This window comes from Virgibacillus subterraneus (assembly GCF_900110695.1).
In the GTDB taxonomy this organism is placed as follows: domain Bacteria; phylum Bacillota; class Bacilli; order Bacillales; family Amphibacillaceae; genus Lentibacillus; species Lentibacillus subterraneus.
This window is the reverse complement of the sequence record NZ_FOEH01000004.1, coordinates 316,061-341,073: the sequence shown is the minus strand read 5'-3', so window position 1 is coordinate 341,073 and position 25,013 is coordinate 316,061. Positions and strand designations below refer to the sequence as shown.

The window sequence follows — 25,013 nt, the reverse complement described above, 5'->3', positions numbered from 1 at the left end:
TGTTACAGTGCGAAATGAAGTATCACCAATAAAGGATCACTTTGGTAGGGCATTGAAAGACCTTCGTATATCTGTAATCGATAAATGTAATTTTCGTTGTACATATTGTATGCCAAAAGAAATATTTGGTAAGGATCATGTTTTTTTATCAGAGAATGAGCTACTTAGCTTTGATGAAATTGTTCGATTAGCTAAAACATTTGCGAAATTAGGTGTAGAAAAAATTCGCATAACAGGTGGCGAACCACTTATGCGCAGAAACCTGGATGAATTGATTGCACAGTTAACAGTAATTCCTGGAATAAAAGATATCGCGCTAACAACAAATGCTGTTTTTTTACCAAAAACAGCTAAAAAATTAAAAGCTGCTGGACTAAAGCGTGTGAATATTAGCCTTGACGCTATCGAAGACGAGGTTTTCAAACAAATTAATGGAAAAGGTGTCGTAGCCCGTCCAGTGTTAAAAGGAATTGAAGCAGCCCAGGAAGCTGGTCTGGAGGTAAAGATTAATATGGTGGCCAAAAAAGGAATGAATGAAAGTCAGGTTCTTCCGATGGCACGATATTTTAAGGGAACAAATATCATTTTACGTTATATTGAATTTATGGATGTTGGTAATCATAATGGATGGGATTTTAATAATGTTATTACTAAAAAACAAATTATTGATATGATTGATAAGGAAATGCCACTGGAGCCTGCAGAAGAGAATTATTATGGGGAGGTAGCCTCAAGATACCGCTATAAGGATGGCGGGGGAGAGATAGGAGTTATTTCTTCTGTTTCCGATTCTTTTTGCGGCACATGTACCCGGATTCGTTTGTCAGCAGATGGTAAGCTATATACGTGTCTGTTTGCATCAAGTGGTTTTGATATTCGTGAAAAAATGCGTGATGAATTGACTGACGAACAGCTTGAAGAAGAAGTGACAAGTTTATGGGGGAATCGCAGGGATCGTTATTCTGAAGAACGGTCAGAACAAAAAAATAATAATCGTAAAAAAATTGAAATGTCTTATATTGGTGGATGAAGAGAGGAAGCGGATATATGAAAACATTTAAACTTGCATCACTGGAAATCCTTGATAGCCAGGAATCAAATATGGTCCAGCAGTCTTTTCCTTTATTGGATGGTTTGGTTATTAACCGAGAAGATGAACAGAACCGCTGGGTAATCGAGGCATATCTTCTGCATAAATATTATACTTTTTTTCAAAAATTGAAAGAAAAGCAGGAAGAAGTATTAATTCAGGTGAAAATTTCAAAAGAGAGTAATGAGCCTGCAACATTTATTACAAGTCTTATCGGTATTAATGAAATTGGAGCACACATGAATGTCCTATTTAGAGGGACAATTGTGGATCAACGAAAAAGTATCGTTGAAGATAAATTGAAATCATTAATTGATGAGGGTTACAGTGGTGAGGAGTTATTGATAAAATTTAAGGAGGATATCTAAAAGGCTGGGTTGTCAAATCTAGCCTTTTCCCTTTGTTATACAGTCTAACTAGGTTCAACCCAAAATTTTCTTACTTCTTAATCATTATAACAATTTTACAAAATTAGATTTATTTAGACGGAAAATGTCAAAAATGAAGGCAAATAATACAGTCTACTGCTATAATGTTATTAATATTCTTATTTATTAACCGATATAACTAATGTAGGCTATTAAGGAGCAACGCTATGTTTTACAATAATTTAATTTTTCGCTGGATAAATAAGCTATCACCAGTACAGCTAATACTATTATTTTATTTAATTGCTGTTATCGTATCTACTGCTATGTTAGCGTTGCCAGTCGCACATCAGGATGAAGTGAATATACCATTTATAGATGTACTATTTACAGCAGTAAGTGCCATCAGTGTAACAGGTCTAAGCACTATAACGATTGCAGATACCTTTAGTACAACAGGCTTTTTTCTCCTCGCTTTAATTCTTCAGCTTGGTGGCGTTGGAGTAATGGCAGTTGGAACATTTATTTGGTTACTAATTGGTAAAAAAATTGGACTTCGAGAAAGACGATTAATAATGACAGACCAGAATCAAACAACATTTGGAGGTCTCGTACGTTTAATAAAGCAGATTGTACTTGTAATTCTTACGATTGAATTCATTGGTTTTATAATACTGGGAACTCATTTCTTACAATACTTTCCAACAGCATCAGAAGCATATATGCAAGGCTTTTTTGGAGCAATAAGTGCAACGACAAATGGTGGGTTTGATATAACAGGTCAATCCTTAATTCCTTTTAAGGATGATTACTTTGTTCAATTTATTAATATGCTATTGATTATTTTTGGGGCAATTGGTTACCCTGTTTTAATTGAGCTAAAAGAATATATGTTTGCCGGTTCAGAAAAACGAAAACACTTACGATTTACATTATTTACAAAAGTGACAACCCTAACCTTTTTGGTGCTAATTGTTGTTGGAACTGTTTTTATTATGCTTTTGGATATCGGGGGCTTTTTCTCGGATAAATCTTGGCATGAAATTTTATTTTATTCCTTATTTCAATCAATCACAACTCGCAGTGGTGGACTTTCGACAATGGATGTTAGTCAATTAACTGAATCCAACCACTTTTTTATGTCATTTCTTATGTTCATTGGTGCCTCTCCAAGTAGTGCTGGTGGGGGAATTCGCACAACGACCTTCGCACTAGTGATCATATTTATGATTACGTATGCTAGAGGCGGAGGGAGCATTCGGATTTTCAACCGAGAGGTTTATGAGGATGATTTGCTTAAAGCAGTAACAGTAACACTTATGGCTGGAATTTTTGTATTTATATCTGTTTTAGTAGTGTCAATTGTTGAGCCATTCCGATTATCAGAAATTTTATTTGAAATTACATCTGCCTTCGGTACAGTTGGCTTATCGCTTGGAATTACAAGTGAACTGTCTACGTTTAGTAAAGTAATAATGATGATTTTAATGTTTATTGGAAGAGTAGGAATTATTACCTTTTTATTCATGTTCAAAAATAGTAAAAAGAGCGGAAAGTTTCATTATCCAAAGGAAAAAATGATAATTGGATAAAGATGCAGAGGCTGCTGGGAGTGGATGTTCATGTCAAAAGAAGATGTGTTACCAATACATAATCGAGTTTTTGATAGTTTAAAAGAGGCCATTCTTTTGGTCCGAAAAAACGGAGAAATTATAAAAGGTAATAACGCTGCTCAATCCTTATTAAAGATGGAGGAGTATACATCTATTTTCGATTACTTGGATTTTAGCCTACTAACAGAAAATGAAGAAAGTCATCTTTTAATGGAACAAAAGAATAATAATGGTAAGCTTATTGAAATAAAATCCATACGTGTTGAAGATAATGTATATTGTCTTATAATGAGTGGTTTACCAATCCATGATAAAACTGATGAAGTTAAGAAATATATTAATCATTTAATTCATGCTAGTGCCGAGGGGATGGTAATGTATGATAATGAGGTTATAATTGATTGTGATCAAAAATTTGCAGATATGTTTGGATACTCAGAAAGTGAAATCAAAAACATGAAAATATCACAATTAATGGATGCTAACAGCACCTATAAATTAGCTGAAATTATCCATAACGCCCCTGATAAACCCTATGAATTAACAGGTGTCAGAAAAGATGGCACATGGTTTCACATGGAGTTCATGGAGCATCCGTATAATAATCTGGGTAACATTATTCGTGTTGCAATCATTAAAGACATCACAGATAAAGTAGAAAATGAAAAACGAATAGAATTCATGGCATATTACGACGAGCTTACTGATTTACCAAATAGAAATTTTTTCTATAAAGTATTAGGTGAAGCTATTAAAGAAGCCCACTTAAATGACGAAATGCTGGCAGTATATTTTATTGATGTAAATTACTTCAAGGAAATTAATGATACATTAGGTTACTCTTTTGGTGATCAATTACTTAAGGCGTGTAGTAATCGGTTTAAAGCATTTTTACACACGGATACATTTATCGCTAGAATGGCTGGTGATGAATTTCTTATTCTGCAAAGACGTACTACAAATAAAGAGTCTGCAATTGATTTAGCGAAGAGTTTGATATCTGAGTTTGAAAAGCCAATTAAAATTGATGATTATGAAATGTTCCTATCCATTAGTATCGGAATTAGTATATATCCCGAGAATGGACAAACACCGAATGATTTAATTAAACATGCTGATTCAGCGATGTATGTCATTAAGGAACAACACCATAATAATTATAATGTTTTTGAATCCTCAATTTCAGAGAATTTCAAAGCAATGCTGACTATGGAAAGTGAATTAAGGGAAGCGCTAAAAGAAGGGCATTTCGAATTGCATTATCAACCGCAAAAGAACCTTAACACTGGAAAAATTATTGGTATGGAAGCATTACTACGCTGGAATCATCCTGTTAAAGCATATATTCCACCAGATGATTTTATTTCACTTGCAGAAAAAACCGGACTTATTATTGATATTGGAGATTGGGTCTTAAAAGAAGCGTGTAAACAGAACAAGTTATGGCAAGATAATGGATACTCCCCTGTAATCGTAAGCGTTAATTTATCGGCCAAGCAATTTCATCAAAAGGGATTAGTAGAAAAGATAAAGAATATCCTAGACGACACTGGTCTCGACCCTTCTTATTTGGAACTTGAAATAACCGAAAGTATGGCAATGACAAATGAAGAGTATATACTGGAAACAATTCAACAATTGCGTACCCTTGGTGTACTAGTTTCAATTGACGATTTTGGTACGGGGTATTCATCACTAAAATATTTAAGTTTATTTCCAATCACCAAATTAAAAATTGATAAAATGTTTATGAACGAAAATCAAAAACAAAATCAGGCAATTGTAAAATCAATTATCCATATGTCACATTCCCTGGATATGAAGGTTATTGCAGAAGGTGTAGAAACAATTGATCAGCTTAACTTCCTCGAAGGTGAGAAGTGTGATGAGATGCAAGGTTTTTATTTTAGCAAACCATTGCCGCCTGATAAGTTAACAAAATTATTTAAGATAGTAGGGTAAAAATATGTAAAAAAAGCTTGTGCTAAGAGTAGCACAAGCTTTATTTAATAATAAAAAGTTGCACCTACGATAATAAGCAGGATAAATAGTACAACGATTAGCGCAAAATTGTTTCCATATCCTCCTTGGTATCCACCATAACCACCCATTCATTATCACCTCCTACGCGTTACACTTATACTATATGATAAACGCAACAAAACGTATGGACGTTTGACTAAATAATTTAATATGAATGTTTGTTTGAACTATTCAATCAGGGTTTTTGATAAATTTAAAATTTTTAATTGATCATTTTCATTTCCGATTGTAAGTACATATTTAAAGGTTTCTTTTTTTGTTTCTTCTTTATTTTGCAAATTAGTTTCCACAGTTACATCAACTGTTGTTTCTACTTGATTGTTCTTTTTTATCTTGCTGGAAAAATCAGAGTACTGCAAATCAATAATATGAATATATCGTTCTTGGAAATCTGAGTAAGAATTTTCTGATTGCATTGAACTACCTAACAATGTGTACGCACCTACATAATCTCTTATAATAATACTTTCAAAAAAGTAGTCAATTATGTATTCAGCGTTTTCTTTAAGTTCTTCCGGCTTTGTAGTACTGCCAATTTCGGAAGTATTAGCAAAATCCAATTGTTCATTTTGCGCCTCATTCGACCATGTTGTAATTTTTTCAATAACTTCGCTTATCGGAATACTAAATCCAATTGTTCCATCCTCGGTACCTACAGAATTAATTCCAATAACATTCCCAGTTTCTCTGTTGATTAGAGGGCCACCACTATTACCATGCGTTATTTGCGCTGATATTTGGTAAACATTTTCATAATTAAATCCGTCAACTGAAAAATTTCGTTCAGTACCAGATATTATTCCTAAAGTAACTGTATTCTGAAATCCATGAGGGCTGCCGAGTGCAATGACTTCATCTCCTGTTTCAGCTTGTATATCTTTTTCAACTGATAAGGAGTTTTGACCAGCAAGCTGTGGCACACGAATAACAGCAATGTCTGTATCTTTTCCCATACCAATTACTGCAGCAGGGTATATACGCGCGTTTGCGGTTCTAACATATATTACATCAGCATCTCTTACAACATGTGCATTGGTAATAATATCACCTTTATCATTATATAAGAATCCTGAGCCAGTGATTGTATTAAATTCATTTTGCCCTTCTATCTGCACAACATTTTTTTCAGATTCATGAATAATTGTTTTAAGATCAATACTTCTGGAGCTAGATTCTACTTTATTTATAACCGGGTTGTTTACAGAGACATTTTTGGAAGCCCAATAGTCATTGATGGAAAATAATAGGAATGCCCCTATAATAACAACAAGCGCTGACGCTATAATTGGTTTTGTCTGCATTTTACTCATGTGTTCACCTCATTAAGAACATTAGATACTATTGATTGGTATACCATTTTATTTTATCCACTTTGATATTAATGTTTTTACCTTCTTGATCTATATCAAAATGGGTGAACTCAAATTCACCAACTTCATTAGGGTAGAGTGTCTCTGGATATACATATACTTCGTTTGATAAAAATTCGCTTCCTGATTTAGATGATAATGCATATTCCACCAATATAGTATTTATAGGAATTGTTGCAACACTTTTTACTTTCCCTTTTACAACTAATTTATCTTGTTCGTTATTTTCAACATTGACTGAAACAAGCTCAATCGCATCATTTTCATTTAATTTCCGTTCTTCTTCTGCAGAACTTATTGCCTGCTCAATTCGTTGACGCTGTGCCGTTTCAAACGCTGTTTTTTCTTTATCAATAGTGGTTTTCAGGCTTTGCAGCTTTCCTGAGTTTGGAGCATACTTTAAGCCGTCTTCAACTATTACTAGCGCATCCGAAAATTGTTTATCATTTAGATTTTCGCTTGCTTTTGAAAAGGTATAATCAACAATTTGATTTCGAATGTCAGTAGTGATTTCAGCTGCTTCATCATGCTTAATCGACTCAGCTTCCCACAGCAAGGCTTTCATGTCATTAATACTGGGATTTTGATTTAATTTATGTTTAAGCTCTTCTATCTTTATTAAATTACGTTTTGATGTAAGTTTATCAATTAATTGGGTAACTGCATTGCCATTATAGTTACTTAATGAGTTCTCTGCATCATTGATTAGAGATAGTGCTTTTTGGTATTCCTGTTTCTTTAAATAGTTATTCGCTTTTTCAATGCTGTTTTCTATTTTTAAAGCTTCTTGTACATAAGTCAAGGCAATATCAGCTTGCTTAAATTCTTTACTATTTTCAAGCGCAGATTGAAGTAATTCCTTCGCTTCTCCATACTGACCCCCCATAACGCTTTCTTCGGCTTTATTGTATAAGTCGCTTGCCTCAGCCGTTTGATTTTGCATAATTACATAATAGATACCTGCAGATAAAATAACTAAAGCCAATATCGAAATGGGGATGTACCAGTACTTATTAAACGATTTACGGTTTATGAGTCGCTCGGTTGCATCTTCTGGTAGTTGTTTGCCACATTTTATACAATATAACTCATTTTCTTTTACTTTTGTGCCACAATAAGGACAGTGGTGCATAATAAAACCTACTTTCATTTACTAAGCCTATTCTGATTTTCTTTCTAGTTTATCATATTTTTGCTTTATTTAGGAAAAGGAAATTGATATGATAGGAGAAGGAGGAAGATAATTTAATTGTTACGATTATACATAATTTTAATAGAGGAGGTACACGCATATGGAACTTTGGGAAACCGCTTTTGGAATCATTTGCTTTGGATTACTTGCGTTAAATATAGGATACTGCATTTTTGATAATGAATAATAAAATTCAAATATTAAAAGGGTCGGACAATATTGATGCCTGACCCTTTTCTTCATTTTGTCATAGCCCATTGGTCAAAAGGAAAGATAATCATCTCCGATTTTCCTATGATATTTTCTTCACTAACAAACCCCAGACCATTTCTGCTATCTTTGCTTAATATTCGGTTATCACCCATAACAAAATAACTGTTTTCTGGTACCTGAATAGGACCAAATTTTCCGGTATTGCTTTTTGCATCTTTATTTATAAATGGCTGCCCATATTTTTCACCATTAATATACAATATGTGATCTTCTACTTTAATGGTCTCGCCAGGCATCGCAATAATTCGCTTAACGTAATTCTTAAGGGGTCTTTCTATAATGACAATGTCACCGCGTTGAGGTTTATCAATTAAATACGTGAACTTATTGAAAAGTACTGTTTCTCCATCTTCAAGAGTGGGTTCCATACTCTTACCATCAACAACCGATGTTGCAAATACGAATGACCTTAGGAAGAAAGCGAGTACTACTGCTATTAATATAGCTTTTACCCATTCCAGCCATTCATTTTTCTTTTTTGTTTTAGTCAATGAAGACATCCTTTCTCAATACCCGTTCATTCGAAAACATAGTATGAAAGTAATTATTTCGAGAAAAATTTTATTTTAATTCTTTTTGTTCTGTTTGGCAATTTCCTTTAGTTCCTTTATCATATTGTTCTTGTATTCGTCATCCGTATTTAACTGTAATCCTACTTCAGAAGAATTGTGGAAGTTTTTGATCCATATTATTCTTCCTGATGCATGAAAGGAATGAGACTTTAGGCTAAAGGAAAGGTTTATTTTCGTATCCTTTTTCAAATCAATTACATTTTTACAGTTAATTTTTGCCCCTTGATTACTTACATCAAGAATATGAACTTTGGTTGTTACTGTACTGTTTTCTTCTCTTTTAGTCATTTTTCCTTCAACTGGCTGATTAAACACGAAGCGATATGCTTCATTTCTTTTGTAATACATCGAAACCCTCCTAAAGTTTAGCAACCACATTTCTAAAATATCACTTTCAGTACAGCTAAAATAGGCTTTTGAATTACTTAAGCAGAAACTTGTCATTATTTATGAACCTGTGCTAAAGTTAAGTAAGCAATAAAAGGAGGTACTATATACATTAATATGTGCACTACAGAAAAGCTTCTGGAAAGAATAGAATTTTTACGTAATAAAATGACTGATGTTGCTCTTAAAAAAGGATTTACAAGTATTGAATCAATTACTATCAGTCAAGAATTAGATAGGCTTTTAAATCTATTCGATGATGTAAAGCAGACTGAACATCAGAAAAGTATAGATTAAAGTTAAACTGTATTAAATTAATTTTTCCTTCTGTAAAAAAGCCTCAAGGCGGTCAAGTCCAAGTTTGATTGTTTCGATATCATACGCGTATGACAGACGCATATAACCTTCACCTAAGGAAGAAAAGGAATCCCCTGGAACTAATGCTATTTTACCTTCCCGAACTAAATTGATTCCCAACTGAAATGAGGATAATTTATCTTTTATAGGAAACTTTGCGAAAAAATAGAATGCTCCATCTGGTTTATTGACATCAAGCCCCATGTCTATTAAACGATTATATACATAATCACGTCTTTTCTTATATTCACTTCGCATTTTAGCGGGGTCGTCCAACCCGTTCGTTAACGCCTCTAATGCGGCATATTGGCTAATGGACGTTGCGCAAGACACATTGTACTGGTGAACTTTTAGCATGTGTTTTGTTAACCATGCTGGCGCAAGGGTATATCCAATTCGAAACCCAGTCATAGCATGTGATTTAGAAACTCCATTAATGACTATTGTTCTATCCTTAACCTCGTTAAACTCTGCGATTGACGTATGTTTCCAATCATAAACAAGCTCACTGTATATTTCATCTGCTAAAATAAATATATTTTTATGCTGCAAAATTGAAACCAGTTCTTGTAATTCATTCTTAGTGAACGAAGCCCCTGTTGGATTGGAAGGGTAGGGGAGAACGACACATTTTGTCTTACTTGTGATATGTTTTTTCAGGTTTTCTTTTGTAAGTTTAAAATCATCATTGGTTGTGTCTGCATAAACAACCTCTGCTCCAGCCAATTTTATAAGTGGTTCATATCCGGGATAAATTGGTGCAGGAAGAATTACTTCATCCCCTTGAGACAAAATGGTGCGAAACGTTATATCAATAGCTTGTGATGCGCCTGATGTAACAATAATTTCCGATTTTGGGTCATAGTTAACGCCATAATTTTGTTCATAAAATTTTGAAATAACAGTTCGCAATTCAATTATCCCTGCATTATGTGTATACATAGTTTTATTGTGATCTAGTGCAACTTTTGCAGCTTCTTTTACGTGTTCTGGTGTATGAAAATCGGGTTGTCCTATTGTTAGAGACGTTACATTCTGTTCTTCAGAAACCATGTTAAAAAACTTCCGAATCCCCGATATTTCAATATCTTTAACGGAACTATTAAGATTTGGTCGCATCAGTTTAACCTCCTGTGTAAAAAAATTCATAAAATGTTCAAATAATTTTGATTTGTTATACAACATAAAGGGTATAATAGATAATGAGCAGTTATAAAGGAGTGTGAAATTATGCGCCCAATAAAATACCAAAATTTTGAAGACCTTGTACAGCAAAACAAGCAAGAGCTATTAAGAGACGAAAATGAGTTAGAACAAATTGAACTTCGTCTGGAAAAAAAGCAATCAGATAAAAAATCTAATCCAGAACACTTTTCATCCTACTATCAATGATTACTTTAGTAGTGAAAAAGCTTATAATTTGATTACTCATTTATAAGTCACTTATTCTAATGATAATCATAACATAGGTTGTTAAGCAGAAACTATCTTTAAAACCTCAAAAAACAGGGGGGAAACATTTGTATTAAATGTCTCCCCCTGTTTTTTGTTTGCAGATAAGGAAGTATAAATACTTTTCTTACTGCATAAGTGCAACTATGCCAAGTTTCAAATTACAATTTCTTGAAAAGTATATTGTTTTCTAAGTGAACGTGCTGGAATGTGTCTGCTTCCATTTCCGCCAATCGGGCATACGTTATTCGGTATGAGCTGCATGCATCTGCTGGAGGTTCAAACCCTTTGGTAATTTCCCGCATACGTTTTAGAATATTTCCTGATGCTTCATGTTCGTCTTCAAGCCCTCCATTAGCTTCATGGATATGATCTAAAAGCTTTTCACTTGGATTTTTTTCATATTCTTTAATTAAAGGAAATACTTCACCTTCTTCTTTAATCATATGTTCTTCCATATCTACTTTAAAATCGTTATATAAACGATGCAATTCTTTTAGATGTGGATGGTTTGCACCATGCACACGAAAGATCTTTGTGACAAATTGTCCTAACGCAGGGAGTTCTTCATTAAGATACGCATGATGTGTACGAACAACGTGATCAATTAATTCTGTAGGCGGAATGGCATCCCAATCAACTATTTCATGATCTTCTTGTTTCCAGCTATCAAATGCACTATTAAGTTCTCCTAGTACAACTGTTTCATCTATCTTTCCTTCTTTAAAAACATCTCCAAGTGGACGATCCCCACCACAGCAAAAATCGATTCGGCGTTCTTTGAACAAATCACTCGCTTTTGGAAATACCTTCACAATTTCAGCCGGTGTATGTTCAGTAGTAAATTGACTCATTACTATTACCTCCTATTAATGAACTTACTTCGATAATAGTGGATTTATTGTTTGCGTGTCGTGATTGATGTCACTTACTCAGGAATTTTTTAATTTAGGGCTGGAATATGCCTGAATTAAAATTACTGCACCGATAATGCACACCATTCCAATCATTTGTATAACCGAGAAGGCTTCATGAAAAATAAATACCCCAATTAATGTTGCAACAACAGGTTCGATTGTCGTTAGTATAGACGCTTTAGAAGCTTCTGTTTTGTTTAATCCATACGTGTAAATAATGTATGCAAATGCTGTTGGCAGAAAGCCTAATCCGAATGCATAAAATAATACGGTTGGGTCCAGTAGCATATGGAACTTTTCCTGATAAGGAAAAAATGGCAATAATGTGACAGCAGAAACGATAAATGTATAGGTGGTAATACTAAGACTTGAGTACTTTTTAAGTGCAAATTTACTAAAAATGCTATATAGGGCATACCCAATACCTGATCCTAATCCAAATAGAATACTCGTTAGTTGAAAGGCTTTTAGGTTTAAAGGAATTAATCCAACAACCATCGCTGTACCCAGTAGCGTAATTAAAAGTGCAATAACCTTCAGTCGAGTTAGAGGTTCCTTGAAAAGAAAAAATGATAAAAGAGTAACGAATGCTGGAGCTGTATAAAGCAATGCTGTTGCAACAGGAATTGTTGATAATTCAATAGCAGTAAACATACAGTAATTGAAAAAAATGATGCTGAAAACACCGGTACCAATAAAATATTTTATGTCACGAATGGATTTTAGTTTCAGCTCTATTGGTGAGGTAATAATTAAATAAATAACTAGTATACTAGCGGCAGACCATGCCCGGAGTGTTACAACTTCCATAGGTGTGAATCCGTAAGAATATAAGTTTTTAACATACCAGCCAATTGTACCCCAGAGGGCAGCACCCAAGATAATAAAGACGAAAGCTCTGTTCATGGCAGATCCCCCTTTACCATTCAATAATTGCAATTATATCAGATTATCATACTGTGTATATTCATAATGCGAATTGTTTATATTGGATAATATATCTTGTAGAAAGTAGTTGAATCAAATGATTGGAAGTCTAGTTGCAACCAATATAAATTATTTGTTACCAACAGGAGTAAGAGTAGAGTATGTATATATATTTATTGGAATTATAATAATCTATTTAATGGTGCATCCATTTGTAAACTGGGTGGTTTCGATGCAATCGACCATATTATTAACGTATGTCATGAGTAGTTTAGCCTTTCTAGTGTTATTTCTGTTAGGAATTATTTTAACTACAGTTCTTAATTTAACACTGTTTGCCATGACCCTGCAGTGTCTTGCAATCTTTGGAGGATGTCTTATTATTATTCATACACTCCAGCATATATTTAGGAAAAATAAAAGCATATAAAAAAGCGCTTGTGCTAAAAGCGCTTTAATAGTTGTCTGGAAAACTATAAAATTTAAGTACTGTAGATAACTGGACTACTGAATCAGCCACGTCCAGCTCCAATGTACAGGACGTGGCGTCACCGGTCAGCGCCTAACGCTGCAAAAGTTTACCTATATTGAGGCTTGCACTCCAAGGTTAAAGGGATTCTACGAAAGCAAAATACACTTTTATAAGAATCCCTTTAACGGATGTCAAGTTTTCTAATATGCTTAATAATTACGGCGCGTTTTGGTTGGGGGCCATTCCATTTTCCCAAGAGAAGAAGGGGTGAAGTAAGAAGACGTGTGTTTTCTTTGTGAAACACGATTCTGTTTATCTGTTGGGTGCCAATTAATATAGTTATAGACGATTTTTTTTGCATGTGAAAGTGACATCTTTGTTTGAGGGTTACGATAGCTTGAATCAAGATCACCTAAATGTTCAAGCTGTTTGAAGTCATCTTTTGTAGGGGGAATATGAAAAAAATAGTCGTCTACTTTTACCAAAAGTGTGGAATGCTGATTGCTAAACTTTGGATGATTTGAGAAGTGTAAACCAACTTTTTGTGCACGCTTTTCTTTTAAAAGGCGATTAATTGTTTCTTTCTTTATAAAATAGAGATGTTTGGGTTCTGGTGCTGTTTTGGCATGACGGTTAATGGAATAAAGCGCTTTGGCAATTTCGCTTAGAGGAATCGATTGCTTCCCATTCATACGTTTCTCTCCTCTCTAGGTTATTAGAGTTACTTAGTTATATCGTATCGTAAAGCTCGTCCTATTGCAATATTTAAAAAATCTAAGTTTATAAGGTTTTTTATGAGAGCTTATTATGCTTTTCTTACTGTATAAGTGCAAATAAGGCTTGTCGATAATCCAAGCTTTCTAAGAATTCATTTACTTCGGAGTACAAGATTTATTAACTGCTAAAAAAGAAGCAGGATAGACCTGCTTCAGCGTTTTAACTCATATCCTCAATATCCTGAACGATCTTCTCCATATTTGCTTGATCTCTGCCATCATATCCTTTGATAGCATTTCCTTCTGGCGTCACAATAAAAAATCTGGTCGAATGCATCACCTGATTTGAATCTGCAATCTTTTCGACTGCTGCTTTAAAGGATTTAATAGATAATTCTTTAATTGTTTCAAATTCATAGCCTGTAAGAAGATGCCAATTGTCAAATGTACCACCACGAGCTTTGGCATAATCTTTAAGGATTTTTGGAGTATCTTTTTTAGGGTTGACACTAAATGACACAAGTTGAACTTCTTCTTCAAGCCCAGCTTCTTTTAATTGTTTTTGTAAATCTGCCATATTCGAAGTCATTGGTGGGCAAACAGTAGTACAATTCGTGAAAATAAAGTCTACTACCCAAAACTTACCTTCTAAATCGCTTTTACTCACCTGTTCTCCATCCTGGTTTGTAAATGTAAAATCCCCTACTTTGTAGGAATAGTCACCTTCATATTTATCACCACATGCACTTAAAATAACAACCACTAATAAAGGAAGTATGATTTTAAATTTTGACATATTATATTTTCCTCCTAAATGAAATCGTAACTAGTGTAGCATGTTTCCAGTAAAAAAACTATGAACAAACTGTTACGATTCGGGGCTGAAACGCGGTGGTGACTGTTTAGCTATGAAATTACTCAGCTTTTTAAGGTGAAAGTATGGATCTCTGGTTTGCATAAGAACCGATACGGTAAACGGGTTGTACCTAGGCCTCTGTTTACAAATAGTGTTAATTTGTCGTTTTGTAATGTGTGTTTTCCTTGTACATATTTCTCTGCATACATTGGAGTATATAAGTGTCCGATAAAAGGTAAGCGAACTTGTCCGCCATGACTATGTCCTGAGATCTGAATATCCACTGGAAAATGAACCGTCGTGTCAGCAAAATCAGGTTCGTGTGCAAGTAACATTGTAAAAAGGTTTGGATCTGCATTTGTTAATGTCTTTTCTAAATCTGGTCTGCCAAGCATTACATCATCGATACCAGCTAATACAAATTTTTCGTTATTTACTTTAACTATTGTATGGTTGTTTTTTAATAGATTAAATTCAGCTTTGTCCATGACATTCTTTACGATGTCAGTCCCATAACCACCATGATCATGATTGCCGTATATCCAGTATTTTCCATGTTTTGCTTTGAGCTTTCGTAATTCTTGAATTAGCTCGTTATTCCAGTCATACGTGTGTGGTTTATCGACAAGGTCTCCGGTAAATACAATTAAATCCGGTTTCTGTTTATTTATTGTTTTTACTAATTCAGCAAATTGATCAAGTGAATAATGAAAACCGATATGTGTATCAGAAAACTGTACGATTTTAAAGTTGTTAAATGACTCAGGTAACTTGGAAGATGCTAGAGTCTGCTGGGTAATGTCAAGCATAGTTGGCTCCATTTCACGTGCATAGTAATAAGTACCGCCACTTAAGCCAACCAAAGCAAGTAGGCTTCCAATAGATTTCTTTAAGAAAGTGCGTCTATTCATATATGTCAAACCTTTCAGGGGTTTAAAATTCTTTTAGTTAAGTTTATAACATTGTTTTTTAATCTTCGCAGTTTATATAAACTGCGAACTAACTGCTAGAATAAATTTTATAAACTCTCGTCCCGCCGTCCGGGGTCGCTACGGGCGGATGCGCACCTAGGGCACGGCCTCAACCTCCGAAGCGGCATAATAGCACTCAAACTTTTTGAAAAGTACTTCGCAGTTTACATCAAGTACGTTAGGATTTCATTACTTTGAGAAAGAAACAATCATATAGAAAACAGCTTGTAATTATTTTCTATTATGATATTAATCATACCTTATTTTAATATGAGATTAAATAAGATTTTAATAGAAGATGCATCTTGTTTACGGTTATTTTTTTGACTTTTATGATTGTTATAAATATGATAATACATATAGACGAAGGTTGTTTTCTAAATGATTGTTGTTAGAAAACCTGGATGCTGGCACATCAAATATATGAAGACTCATGTGAGAAAGCGAAGACGATGAGTCCCCACATTGAGCGTTCTCTGCGAGCAAAGAGGGCCAGTCCAAGGGAGCGTATATTTATCGCAGTTTTTGTCAACAGCGAGGGTTTAAGGAGCAACAAAACTTACGAAAAGAACCTAATTGAAAAAGGGGGATTATATGAATAATAAAACAGTTATTGTAACAGGAAGTTCTAGTGGAATGGGAAAGTATATGGCTGAAAAGTTTGCTGTGGAAGGTGCGAATGTTGTTCTTACAGGTAGAAATGAAGATCGATTGCAAGTGACTAAAGAGGAGTTGGAAAAAAACTCAACAGGTGAATTATATATAATTTCAATGGATGTAAGAAAGCCTGAAGACGTGAAACGGATGGTCGAGAAGACAGTCGAAAAATTTGGTTCAATTGATCATCTCGTGAACAATGCAGCTGGTAATTTTATTGCTGCAGCGGAAGAACTTTCAGTTAATGGCTGGAATTCTGTAATTGACATCGTGTTAAATGGAACATTTTATTGCAGCCAAGAGGTAGGGAAGTACTGGATTGAGAATGGAATAAAAGGCTCAATCATTAATATGGTTGCTACATATGCATGGAACGCTGGGGCAGGTGTTGCTCATTCTTCTGCTGCAAAAGCAGGGGTACTCAATCTGACACGTACTTTAGCAGTGGAATGGGGAACAAAGTATGGTATCCGTGTAAACGCAATTGCCCCGGGACCGATTGAGCGTACTGGAGGAGCAGAAAAACTATTTGAATCAGAAAAAGCTGCGGAACGTACAATAAATTCAGTCCCGTTACAACGGTTGGGTAAGCCGGAGGAGATTGCTGATCTTGCTCACTTTTTACTCTCCGGCAAAGCTGCATACATTAATGGTGAAGTCATAACAATGGATGGAGGACAATGGCTTAATAAGTTTCCTTTTTAGCACTTGGCGATAAGCTAAGTTTTCAAAAATTTAAAGGTTGCTATCCCAAAGAGGATAGCAACCCAACTTTAATTGCGAAAATAGTCTTAAATAACATAATAAAATACAGTAAAGAAGTGAGATATGGAACCAGCCAGTACGAATAGATGCCATATAGCATGGTGATAAATAAACCCGCGCCATATATAAAAGATTGCCCCTAGTGTATATAACATTCCACCAATCATTAATAGCAGCATACCTGTTCCATCCATAGTTGCCATAAGCGGATTCCATACCAGAGTAATTAACCAACCCATTAAAACATAAAATAGTGTTGACAGAACAAGGAATTTTTTTACGAAAAATATCTTGAAGACAACTCCTATTAATGCAATCCCCCATACAGTCCCAAACAAAATCCAGCCCAAGTCATCGCGTAAATGCACAAGCAGGAAAGGGGTGTATGTACCTGCAATAAACAAATAAATAGAGGAATGATCAAAGATTTGAAAAATATCTTTCCATTTTCCTTCAGGCAGGCTATGAACAATCGTTGATGATAAATACATAATTAGCATCGTTGTTCCGAATATGGTAACGGACACAACTTGCCATGGGTTCCCGTTAAGTGAAGCAAATAAAATCAACAGCACAAGACCAGCAATACTTAATAATGCACCAATCCCATGTGTTATAGCATTAACAATTTCTTCTTTCTTTGTGAAAGTGTGTATTTCCATTTAAAATCCTCTTAATTATTCGACATATTATTATTGTACACTGAAATTTGAATAAAACTAGTTACAAAAGTCATAACAATTCCTGCCTCTAATTTAGAGCGTTCAGTTATGTTTTCTCATAAACTTTATACAAAAATTTGTCATTAAATTAACCGATAATATTATTAATATGTAAGAACTATATATGTTTCTCGAACATTAACTATGGTAAACTAAGGATGTGGATGTAGGTTTTAACTCCTTTTTCAAGTCTAAATAAAAATGATGTTTGCTGCCAGTATTTCTAAAAGGAGCGATTTAGTATGAGTACGATACAAGATAAGCAATTAACAGATATTGTAGTAGAAGATATAATGATATCATCTGAAAAAGTTGCCCATGTTCAGCTGAATAATCCATTGGAACACGCACTATTAGTATTGGTGAAATCCGGTTATTCCGCTGTTCCTGTATTGGATGCATCTTATAAGTTAGTAGGAACGATAGGTAAGACAATCATTTTAAATGAAATTCTAGGTTTAGAGCGATTTGAGATAGAGAAACTTTCTGACATGCGCGTTCATGAAGTAATGAATACAGATATACCATCATTATCAAGAGATGATTCGTTTATGAATGGGTTAAAAGCAGTTATTAATAATACATTTGTATGTGTTTCTGATTATGAGGGTTATTTTGATGGAATTGTAACCAGACGTGCTATTCTAAAACAAATGAAGCGAGACTTTTATACAAACAGAAATGATTAATTATAAAATTGAGTTATTGCTGCACCCTTGCAGAAAATATAAATGCGTAGGGTGTTTTTTAATTTAATAGAAACTGTGATAACCTATGGTAACTCGTCTAAAAAAAAATAAAACGATGAAACGCCCATTTGTATTGGCAGCCGTTATGCTTGGCATGTTCTTAGCTGCAATAGAAGCGACAATCGTTGCAACAGCAATGCCTAGCATTGTGGCAGATCTTGGAGGATTTTCGCTGTATAGTTGGGTGTTTTCTGCATATTTACTGACTAATGCTGCTACTGTATTAATATTCGGGAAGCTTTCTGATATCTTCGGAAGAAAGCCTGTTTTTATGATTGGCATTACAATTTTCCTGACAGGTTCTACGCTCTCAGGCTTTAGTGGAACCATGACAATGCTGATCATTTCACGGTTTATTCAAGGTGTTGGTGCAGGTGCATTGATGCCCATCGCAACTACGATAATTGGTGATATTTACAGCAAAGAAGAGCGGGCCAAAATCCAAGGACAGTTGTCTAGCGTATGGGGTATATCTGCTGTTACCGGACCATTGCTTGGTGGGCTTTTCGTCGATGTCTTAAGTTGGCGTTATGTTTTCTGGATGAATATTCCACTAGGTATACTTGCTATGCTAGGGATATTTTTCTTTTTTCATGAAAATATTGAAAAGCAAAAGCGTTCTGTTGACTATCTAGGATCGGTGTGGATTGTAATATCTGTTACATCATTGCTATTCATTTTAGTTGAAGGTGGAATAGGGATTCCGTGGAATTCCACTGAAATGTATGGATTGATTGGTTTAGCTGTGTCTGGGTTAATATTATTTATTAACCAGGAACGGCGTGCAGTGGACCCGATGATGCCGTTTGAGATTTGGAGACATCGAATAATTAGTATTGCTAATTTAACATCGCTGACGACTGGAATGATACTCATTGGTGTTTCCAGTTACCTACCTGCTTTCGTACAAGGTGTTATGGGTTATTCTGCAACAGTAGCAGGGTTTACGTTAACAACAATGTCCATTGGCTGGCCTATTGCAGCTATGGTCGGGGGCAGGCTTTTGTTGGTAATAGGATATAGAGCGACATCATTAATTGGTGGAACATCATTAATTATTGGAGCACTATTGTTTTTCCTGTTATCACCTGATAAAGGTCCGGTATGGGCGGCTGCAGGATCGTTCTTTATTGGAATAGGTATGGGTTTAACAAATACATCATTTATTGTAGGAATACAAAATGCTGTTGGATGGGAAACTCGTGGTATCGCAACTGCTGCAAACATGTTTATGCGCTCGATTGGCAGTGCATTGGGTGCAGCATTACTTGGCGGATTACTAAACAGCAGGATACAAACCTTTATTCAGAATAAAGAATTGGAAAATGAAGTCTCAGTCGATACGGCAAATAGTTTATTAGATCCACAACAAAATGCTTCCTTGTCGCATGAAGTTAAGTCTGTATTACAAGAAGGTCTTACTTCAGGATTGCATCTCGTTTACATGGGGTTATTAGTTCTGGCAGTGATCAGTTTTATCCTGATTTATTTTTTGCCAAAAAAAGGACAGGAATAGCTTGTTGCTAAGGTGATTATAAAATATAAGTTACTGGGATTACTGTACTTTTCGGTTCACCCATGTCCAGCTCCAGCGCCTATTGCCTAGCGCACTTCCGGCACCTCCTTACGATAAGTCAACATCGATTCGCATCGCTCTTCGTGTTTCCTTTATCTCATATGGTGCCGTACTGGTCATACACAATAAACATGCGCTTGCGCTTTTGTTCTTGCGAGTGCTTGTGTGGTCTGCTACAGTAAAATAAATACATAAAATTGGAGGAACAGATTATGAAAATGATGGATGCAAACGAGATTATCAGCTTTATTTCAAATAGCACAAAGAGTACACCTGTAAAGGTATATATTAAAGGTGAGCAATTGAATGAATTAAACTACGGTGATTCAATTCAGTCATTTGTTGAGAAAAATAGTGGTGTGTTATTTGGACAGTGGAAGGACATCCAATCCTTTTTGGCAAACAATAATGAGCAAATTGAAGACTACGCTGTGGAAAATGATCGCAGAAACTCTGCCATTCCGTTACTTGATTTAAAAGAAGTTAATGCACGAATTGAGCCAGGTGCAATCATCCGTGACCAAGTTGAGATTGGAGACGGAGCAGTTATTATGATGGGCGCAAGCATTAACATAGGTTCAGTTGTTGGTGAGGGCACCATGATTGATATGAATGTTGTTCTTGGTGGTCGTGCTACTGTTGGTAAAAATTGTCATATCGGTGCCGGCACAGTGCTTGCGGGTGTTATCGAACCGCCTTCAGCAAAACCGGTTGTCATTGAAGATGAAGTAGTTATTGGTGCAAATGCTGTTATTCTAGAAGGAGTAACAGTGGGTAAGGGGTCAATTGTAGCTGCAGGATCAATTGTGACAAAGGATGTTGAACCAAATACATTGGTTGCAGGTACACCTGCTAAAGTATTGAAAGAAATCGATGATAGTACAAAATCAAAAACAGAAATCAAACAAGAGCTTCGTAAATTAGATAACTAAAGCAGGGGATTAGCATGAATTTAGTAGAAATCAGAAGGGAACTGCATCAAATTCCTGAGTTGGGTTTTCAGGAATTTAAAACGCAAACCTATTTGCTGGATAAGATTAATGCAATGCAAACAGATAGGGTAGAAGTAAAAGAGTGGCGAACTGGAATCATGGTCCGTGTTTCAGGAGCTAATCCCAATAAAACAATTGGATTTCGCTGCGATATTGATGGCTTGCCGATTACGGAACAAACAGATTTTCCATTTCAATCCACACATGAAGGTCAAATGCATGCTTGTGGACATGACTTTCACATGACAATTGCGTTAGGATCACTTAAACACATTATTGATCACCCGATAGATAATGATGTTGTGTTTCTGTTTCAACCCGCTGAAGAAGGACCTGGTGGCGCATTACCGATGATGGAGTCAGATAGTTTTAAGGAATGGAAGCCGGATGTTGTCTTTGCTTTACACATTGCTCCTGAGCTACCTACCGGAACAGTGTCCAGTCGCCCGGGATTATTATTCGCAAATACGAGTGAATTGTTCCTTGATTTTTCTGGCAAAGGGGGACATGCTGCATACCCACACTTAACTAGGGATATGACTGTTGCAGCAAGCTCCTTTGTTGTGGAATTACAGCAAATTGTCGCAAGAAACCTTAACCCATTGGAAAGTGCTGTCGTTACAGTTGGTAAGATGGAGAGTGGGTTTGTGCAAAATGCAATTGCTGAGTCAGCAAGGTTGGAAGGGACAATCCGTACACTCGAACCTGCTACAATTAATGTAATTAAGCAAAAGCTGGAAAGATTGATTCAAGGGTTTGAAATTTCCCATGAATGCAAGATTGCTATTGATTATGGTGCAAATTATTATCAGGTATACAACGAGCAGCAGTATGTTGATATATTTGCTGAAACTATGACAACTAACAATATTAATTATCAGGAGGCTAATCCTGCAATGACTGGAGAAGACTTTGGCTATATGCTAAAAGATATTCCAGGATTCATGTTCTGGCTTGGCGTTGAGTCTCCATTTGGTTTACACAATGCTCAACTAACCCCTGATGAAGATGCGCTAGAGATAGGCGTCAAGGCTGTTAAAAATACAATACAAGCTTTATCTGCTCGTTGATTTCTGTATATCATTTTATCTTCTGGAAAAACTAGATGCGTAAATGCTTTGTATCTAGAGGAGGTATTATGAATGGCGCGTATTGGTGTTGAAGAAAGTCTTTCAGATGTGAAGGATGGTCTAATGGAAATGGGACATGATGTAGTTGATCTGCACTCAGAGGATGACACAGAATATTGTGATTGCTGTGTTATTACAGGACAGGATAAAAATGTAATGGGTATGTCTACAACAAGTATTGCCGGCCCTGTAATTAATGCAGAAGGATATAGTGCTGAAGAGGTCTGCCAAATGGTAAATCAGAAATTAAATGGAAACGAGTAATATAGTAAAATCCCAGTTCGTATAATACGAACTGGGGTTTTTGCTTGCAGTTAAGAAAGTATAAATACTTACTTACGGCTTTCGCAATTAAGGCTTGCAATCCAAAGTATAAGGGATTCTAAAAAAGCAAAATACGGTTACATAAGCATCCCTTTACAAATGCCAAGTTTTTTAATTTTATTTAATCTTTTTGAATATTAACCTGGTGTGGAAATGGTATCTCAATATTTGCCTCATCAAACGCTTCTTTTATTCGCTTAAGCATGTCGCGCTGGCATCCGAACTGTTCTCCGTTTTCAGTTTGTCCCACAACACGGAGGACAACGTCTGATGAACCCAAACCTTGAACACCTATCGGATTAGGACCATCCTTAAATCGTTCATCCTGCTGGAATTCAGCACAGACCTTTTCCAATAAACTAATAGCTTCATCAATATTTTCATCATAGCTAATTCCGATATCAACCAGTGCACGCATATTTCCACGTGAATGGTTGGCAACACCAATGATTTCTCTATTTGGAATAAAATTTAATGTTCCATTAAAACTGCGGATTTTTGTTGTTCGTAAGCCAAGTTCCTCTACAATCCCATCATAGCCACCAGCTGTAATATAATCGTCAACTTCTACTTGTCGTTCAAGTAATAGGAAAAAACCTGTTACAACATCACTTACAAGTCCCTGAGCACCAAAACCGATTGCTAAACCAACAACACCTGCACCCGCAAGTAGTGGTCCAATTGGGATAGTAAATATTGCAAACAACATAACAATAAATACAAAAATCATTACATAAGAAAACAAGTTGACTAATAATTTTTCAAGCGTCTTCACACGACTCTCAGATATTTTTTGATTAGAGCCAGCTCTATTTATTGTTCTCTTAATAATTTTTTTGCCAATTGGAATAAAAATAATAAAGGCTAAAATGAGTAAACCGATTTTTAAACCAATATTTATCAGATTAGTTACATCTACCTCGATTCCGAAAATCTCCATATGTATCCTCCTTTCTGTATTTTTAGTGTATCTAACTCGACAGACTCTATTAATTTACCACATTTATTTAGTTTTAAATCATATACACCCATAAAAAGGTTATACTGGAACAGATTTTTGTCAATAATAAGAACATATTATGTAATTTATATGTACATTTTTACAAGACTAGGGTTTCATATTGACTGGTTTATAGAGTGTTCTATAATAAAAATTAGATTGATAAAATATCTAAGCGGAGGGATTACATATGGCAGAAAGAATGGTAGGAAAACAGGCACCACGATTTGAAATGGACGCTGTAATGCCTGATAAGGAATTTGGTAAAGTTAGTTTAGAAGAAAATATGAAAAATGATATGTGGACAGTTCTTTTCTTCTATCCAATGGACTTTACATTTGTATGTCCAACAGAAATAACAGCAATGTCAGATCGATATGATGAATTTGAAGATTTGGATGCAGAAGTGATAGGTGTTTCAACCGATACAATTCATACACATAAAGCCTGGATTAACACATCACGTGATGATAATGGACTGGACCAGCTTGGTTATCCTCTAGCTGCAGACACAAACCATATTGTTTCCAAGGATTATGGGGTGTTAATTGAGGAAGAAGGTGTTGCATTACGTGGATTATTTATCATTAATCCGGAAGGTGAATTACAATACCAAACAGTATTCCATAACAACATTGGTCGGGATGTTGATGAAACGCTGCGTGTTCTACAAGCTCTTCAAACTGGTGGACTTTGCCCAGCAAACTGGAAACCTGGCCAGGAAACATTATAAAAAATTATCATATATAATAAATGTATAAAAATTATTAGAGCTGGATCATCGCATACGTTATGGGAATTGAAGTCAGCCTTTTTTGCTTATTTAACAGGAGGTAGACATTATGAGGTTAAGAGATCAAATGCCCGAATTAGAAGGAGCTACAAAGTGGTTAAATAGTAAAGCGATTAAAAAAGAAGCTTTAATCGGAAATAAACCAACACTAATTCATTTCTGGTCGGTAAGCTGCGGAACTTGTAAAGAGGCAATGCCAAAAGTAAATGAATTCCGTGATGAATACAAACGCGACTTGAATGTAATTGCGGTTCATATGCCACGTTCAGAAAAAGACTTAGATCTTGATCAGATTAAAAAGGTTGCGAATGAACATGATATTACACAGCCAATATTTGTAGATAACGATCATACATTAACAGATTCGTTTCAAAATAAGTATGTACCTGCATATTATGTATTTGATTCTGATGGAAAATTAAGACACTTTCAGGCTGGTGGAAGCGGGATGAAAATGCTTCGTAAGCGCGTCAACCGAGTATTAGGTAAAACAGAGAGATAATTACTAGTTAGACAGCATCTATTTATAAATAATGGTTCTGCGATTATAAAGGAAAAAAACAACAAAAATCCAGACGCGAAATGCGGAAAGCCAAATGGATCCTCATTCCGCTAAAAGGCAGAAAAGCTGTACCATGATTCTAACTTAGCCTTAAAAATAGGAATTTAATGGGGATAGCAGAACGAGGATACGGCAGGACAATAAATTGAATACTGATTCCGCTATAA

At 35.3% G+C, this 25,013-nt stretch carries 27 protein-coding genes; 14 read left to right on the top strand and 13 right to left on the bottom strand.

Features of this window, described 5'->3' with window-relative positions; all coding sequences use genetic code 11:
• Positions 1–7: 7 nt before the first annotated feature.
• The 4 genes from moaA (at position 8) to BMY13_RS13485 (ending at position 5,033) form a co-directional block, all read left to right on the top strand.
• Positions 8–1,030 carry a GTP 3',8-cyclase MoaA gene (gene moaA, locus BMY13_RS13500; RefSeq protein ID WP_092493136.1) on the top strand — a complete coding sequence of 341 codons (1,023 nt, stop codon included), beginning with the start codon at positions 8–10 and terminating at the stop codon, positions 1,028–1,030.
• A gap of 17 nt (positions 1,031–1,047) precedes the next feature.
• The gene (locus BMY13_RS13495) at positions 1,048–1,458 is read left to right on the top strand and encodes a YwpF-like family protein (RefSeq protein WP_092505182.1); all 411 of its coding nucleotides are present in this window, start codon (positions 1,048–1,050) and stop codon (positions 1,456–1,458) included.
• Between the two features lie 227 nt (positions 1,459–1,685).
• Positions 1,686–3,050: a TrkH family potassium uptake protein gene (locus tag BMY13_RS13490; RefSeq protein WP_092493134.1), complete on the top strand. Its 1,365-nt coding sequence runs from the start codon at positions 1,686–1,688 to the stop codon at positions 3,048–3,050.
• Positions 3,051–3,080: 30 nt separating this feature from the next.
• Positions 3,081–5,033 carry a sensor domain-containing protein gene (locus BMY13_RS13485; RefSeq protein ID WP_092493132.1) on the top strand — a complete coding sequence of 651 codons (1,953 nt, stop codon included), beginning with the start codon at positions 3,081–3,083 and terminating at the stop codon, positions 5,031–5,033.
• 44 nt (positions 5,034–5,077) lie between these two features.
• Here BMY13_RS13485 and BMY13_RS13480 read toward each other — a convergent pair whose 3' ends face one another.
• The 5 genes from BMY13_RS13480 to BMY13_RS13460 all read right to left on the bottom strand — a co-directional run bounded on the left by BMY13_RS13480 (position 5,078) and on the right by BMY13_RS13460 (position 8,869).
• A complete protein-coding gene (locus BMY13_RS13480) occupies positions 5,078–5,182 on the bottom strand; it encodes a YjcZ family sporulation protein (RefSeq protein WP_092493131.1) in 105 nt (34 codons plus the stop codon).
• A 99-nt stretch (positions 5,183–5,281) separates the two neighbouring features.
• On the bottom strand, positions 5,282–6,424 hold the full coding sequence (locus BMY13_RS13475) for a S1C family serine protease (protein WP_175476804.1): 1,143 nt from the start codon (positions 6,422–6,424) through the stop codon (positions 5,282–5,284).
• A 28-nt stretch (positions 6,425–6,452) separates the two neighbouring features.
• Positions 6,453–7,634 carry a zinc ribbon domain-containing protein gene (locus BMY13_RS13470; RefSeq protein ID WP_245736105.1) on the bottom strand — a complete coding sequence of 394 codons (1,182 nt, stop codon included), beginning with the start codon at positions 7,632–7,634 and terminating at the stop codon, positions 6,453–6,455.
• A gap of 281 nt (positions 7,635–7,915) precedes the next feature.
• Positions 7,916–8,440 (bottom strand): signal peptidase I, encoded by a 525-nt coding sequence (gene lepB, locus BMY13_RS13465; protein ID WP_092493129.1) that lies wholly within the window; start codon positions 8,438–8,440, stop codon positions 7,916–7,918.
• A 75-nt stretch (positions 8,441–8,515) separates the two neighbouring features.
• Positions 8,516–8,869, bottom strand: a complete 354-nt coding sequence (locus BMY13_RS13460; RefSeq protein WP_175476803.1) for a PilZ domain-containing protein — start codon at positions 8,867–8,869, stop codon at positions 8,516–8,518.
• A 156-nt stretch (positions 8,870–9,025) separates the two neighbouring features.
• Here BMY13_RS13460 and BMY13_RS13455 point away from each other — a divergent pair, with 156 nt between their 5' ends.
• The gene (locus tag BMY13_RS13455; RefSeq protein ID WP_092493126.1) at positions 9,026–9,205 is read left to right on the top strand and encodes an aspartyl-phosphate phosphatase Spo0E family protein; all 180 of its coding nucleotides are present in this window, start codon (positions 9,026–9,028) and stop codon (positions 9,203–9,205) included.
• Positions 9,206–9,217: 12 nt separating this feature from the next.
• Here the strand turns inward: BMY13_RS13455 and BMY13_RS13450 are convergent, their stop codons facing one another.
• Positions 9,218–10,384 (bottom strand): aminotransferase A, encoded by a 1,167-nt coding sequence (locus BMY13_RS13450; RefSeq protein WP_092493125.1) that lies wholly within the window; start codon positions 10,382–10,384, stop codon positions 9,218–9,220.
• 111 nt (positions 10,385–10,495) lie between these two features.
• On the opposite strand from BMY13_RS13450, the gene BMY13_RS13445 reads away from it, so the two are divergent.
• Positions 10,496–10,657, top strand: coding sequence for an FbpB family small basic protein (locus BMY13_RS13445; RefSeq protein ID WP_092493124.1), 162 nt, complete (start codon positions 10,496–10,498; stop codon positions 10,655–10,657).
• A 221-nt stretch (positions 10,658–10,878) separates the two neighbouring features.
• Here BMY13_RS13445 and ric read toward each other — a convergent pair whose 3' ends face one another.
• The 5 genes from ric to BMY13_RS13420 all read right to left on the bottom strand — a co-directional run bounded on the left by ric (position 10,879) and on the right by BMY13_RS13420 (position 15,516).
• Positions 10,879–11,571 (bottom strand): iron-sulfur cluster repair di-iron protein, encoded by a 693-nt coding sequence (gene ric, locus BMY13_RS13440; protein ID WP_092505176.1) that lies wholly within the window; start codon positions 11,569–11,571, stop codon positions 10,879–10,881.
• Between the two features lie 78 nt (positions 11,572–11,649).
• A complete protein-coding gene (locus BMY13_RS13435; RefSeq protein WP_092505174.1) occupies positions 11,650–12,540 on the bottom strand; it encodes a DMT family transporter in 891 nt (296 codons plus the stop codon).
• Positions 12,541–13,242: 702 nt separating this feature from the next.
• Complete coding sequence (locus BMY13_RS13430; RefSeq protein WP_092493120.1) at positions 13,243–13,725, bottom strand: YkyB family protein; 483 nt, start codon at positions 13,723–13,725, stop codon at positions 13,243–13,245.
• A 244-nt stretch (positions 13,726–13,969) separates the two neighbouring features.
• A complete protein-coding gene (locus BMY13_RS13425; protein WP_092505172.1) occupies positions 13,970–14,545 on the bottom strand; it encodes an SCO family protein in 576 nt (191 codons plus the stop codon).
• Positions 14,546–14,667: 122 nt separating this feature from the next.
• A complete protein-coding gene (locus BMY13_RS13420; RefSeq protein WP_092493118.1) occupies positions 14,668–15,516 on the bottom strand; it encodes a metallophosphoesterase in 849 nt (282 codons plus the stop codon).
• A 654-nt stretch (positions 15,517–16,170) separates the two neighbouring features.
• On the opposite strand from BMY13_RS13420, the gene fadH reads away from it, so the two are divergent.
• A complete protein-coding gene (gene fadH, locus BMY13_RS13410) occupies positions 16,171–16,938 on the top strand; it encodes a 2,4-dienoyl-CoA reductase (RefSeq protein ID WP_092493116.1) in 768 nt (255 codons plus the stop codon).
• Between the two features lie 86 nt (positions 16,939–17,024).
• Here the strand turns inward: fadH and trhA are convergent, their stop codons facing one another.
• Complete coding sequence (gene trhA, locus BMY13_RS13405; RefSeq protein WP_092505170.1) at positions 17,025–17,660, bottom strand: PAQR family membrane homeostasis protein TrhA; 636 nt, start codon at positions 17,658–17,660, stop codon at positions 17,025–17,027.
• Between the two features lie 302 nt (positions 17,661–17,962).
• Between trhA and cbpB the strand changes: the two genes are divergently transcribed.
• The 5 genes from cbpB (at position 17,963) to BMY13_RS13380 (ending at position 22,431) form a co-directional block, all read left to right on the top strand.
• Entirely contained in the window at positions 17,963–18,409 is a 447-nt protein-coding gene (cbpB, locus tag BMY13_RS13400; protein ID WP_092505168.1) for a cyclic-di-AMP-binding protein CbpB, read from the top strand.
• A 115-nt stretch (positions 18,410–18,524) separates the two neighbouring features.
• A complete protein-coding gene (locus tag BMY13_RS13395; protein WP_245736104.1) occupies positions 18,525–19,985 on the top strand; it encodes an MDR family MFS transporter in 1,461 nt (486 codons plus the stop codon).
• A gap of 272 nt (positions 19,986–20,257) precedes the next feature.
• A complete protein-coding gene (gene dapD, locus BMY13_RS13390; RefSeq protein ID WP_092493111.1) occupies positions 20,258–20,977 on the top strand; it encodes a 2,3,4,5-tetrahydropyridine-2,6-dicarboxylate N-acetyltransferase in 720 nt (239 codons plus the stop codon).
• Positions 20,978–20,991: 14 nt separating this feature from the next.
• On the top strand, positions 20,992–22,107 hold the full coding sequence (locus BMY13_RS13385) for an N-acetyldiaminopimelate deacetylase (RefSeq protein WP_092505164.1): 1,116 nt from the start codon (positions 20,992–20,994) through the stop codon (positions 22,105–22,107).
• Between the two features lie 72 nt (positions 22,108–22,179).
• Positions 22,180–22,431 carry a YkuS family protein gene (locus BMY13_RS13380; protein WP_092493109.1) on the top strand — a complete coding sequence of 84 codons (252 nt, stop codon included), beginning with the start codon at positions 22,180–22,182 and terminating at the stop codon, positions 22,429–22,431.
• Positions 22,432–22,612: 181 nt separating this feature from the next.
• Here the strand turns inward: BMY13_RS13380 and BMY13_RS13375 are convergent, their stop codons facing one another.
• A complete protein-coding gene (locus tag BMY13_RS13375; RefSeq protein WP_092505162.1) occupies positions 22,613–23,431 on the bottom strand; it encodes a mechanosensitive ion channel family protein in 819 nt (272 codons plus the stop codon).
• Between the two features lie 250 nt (positions 23,432–23,681).
• Between BMY13_RS13375 and BMY13_RS13370 the strand changes: the two genes are divergently transcribed.
• Together BMY13_RS13370 and BMY13_RS13365 are read left to right on the top strand one after the other, a co-directional pair.
• Positions 23,682–24,224 (top strand): peroxiredoxin, encoded by a 543-nt coding sequence (locus BMY13_RS13370; protein WP_092493107.1) that lies wholly within the window; start codon positions 23,682–23,684, stop codon positions 24,222–24,224.
• A gap of 109 nt (positions 24,225–24,333) precedes the next feature.
• Entirely contained in the window at positions 24,334–24,786 is a 453-nt protein-coding gene (locus BMY13_RS13365) for a TlpA family protein disulfide reductase (RefSeq protein WP_092493106.1), read from the top strand.
• Positions 24,787–25,013 lie beyond the last annotated feature (227 nt).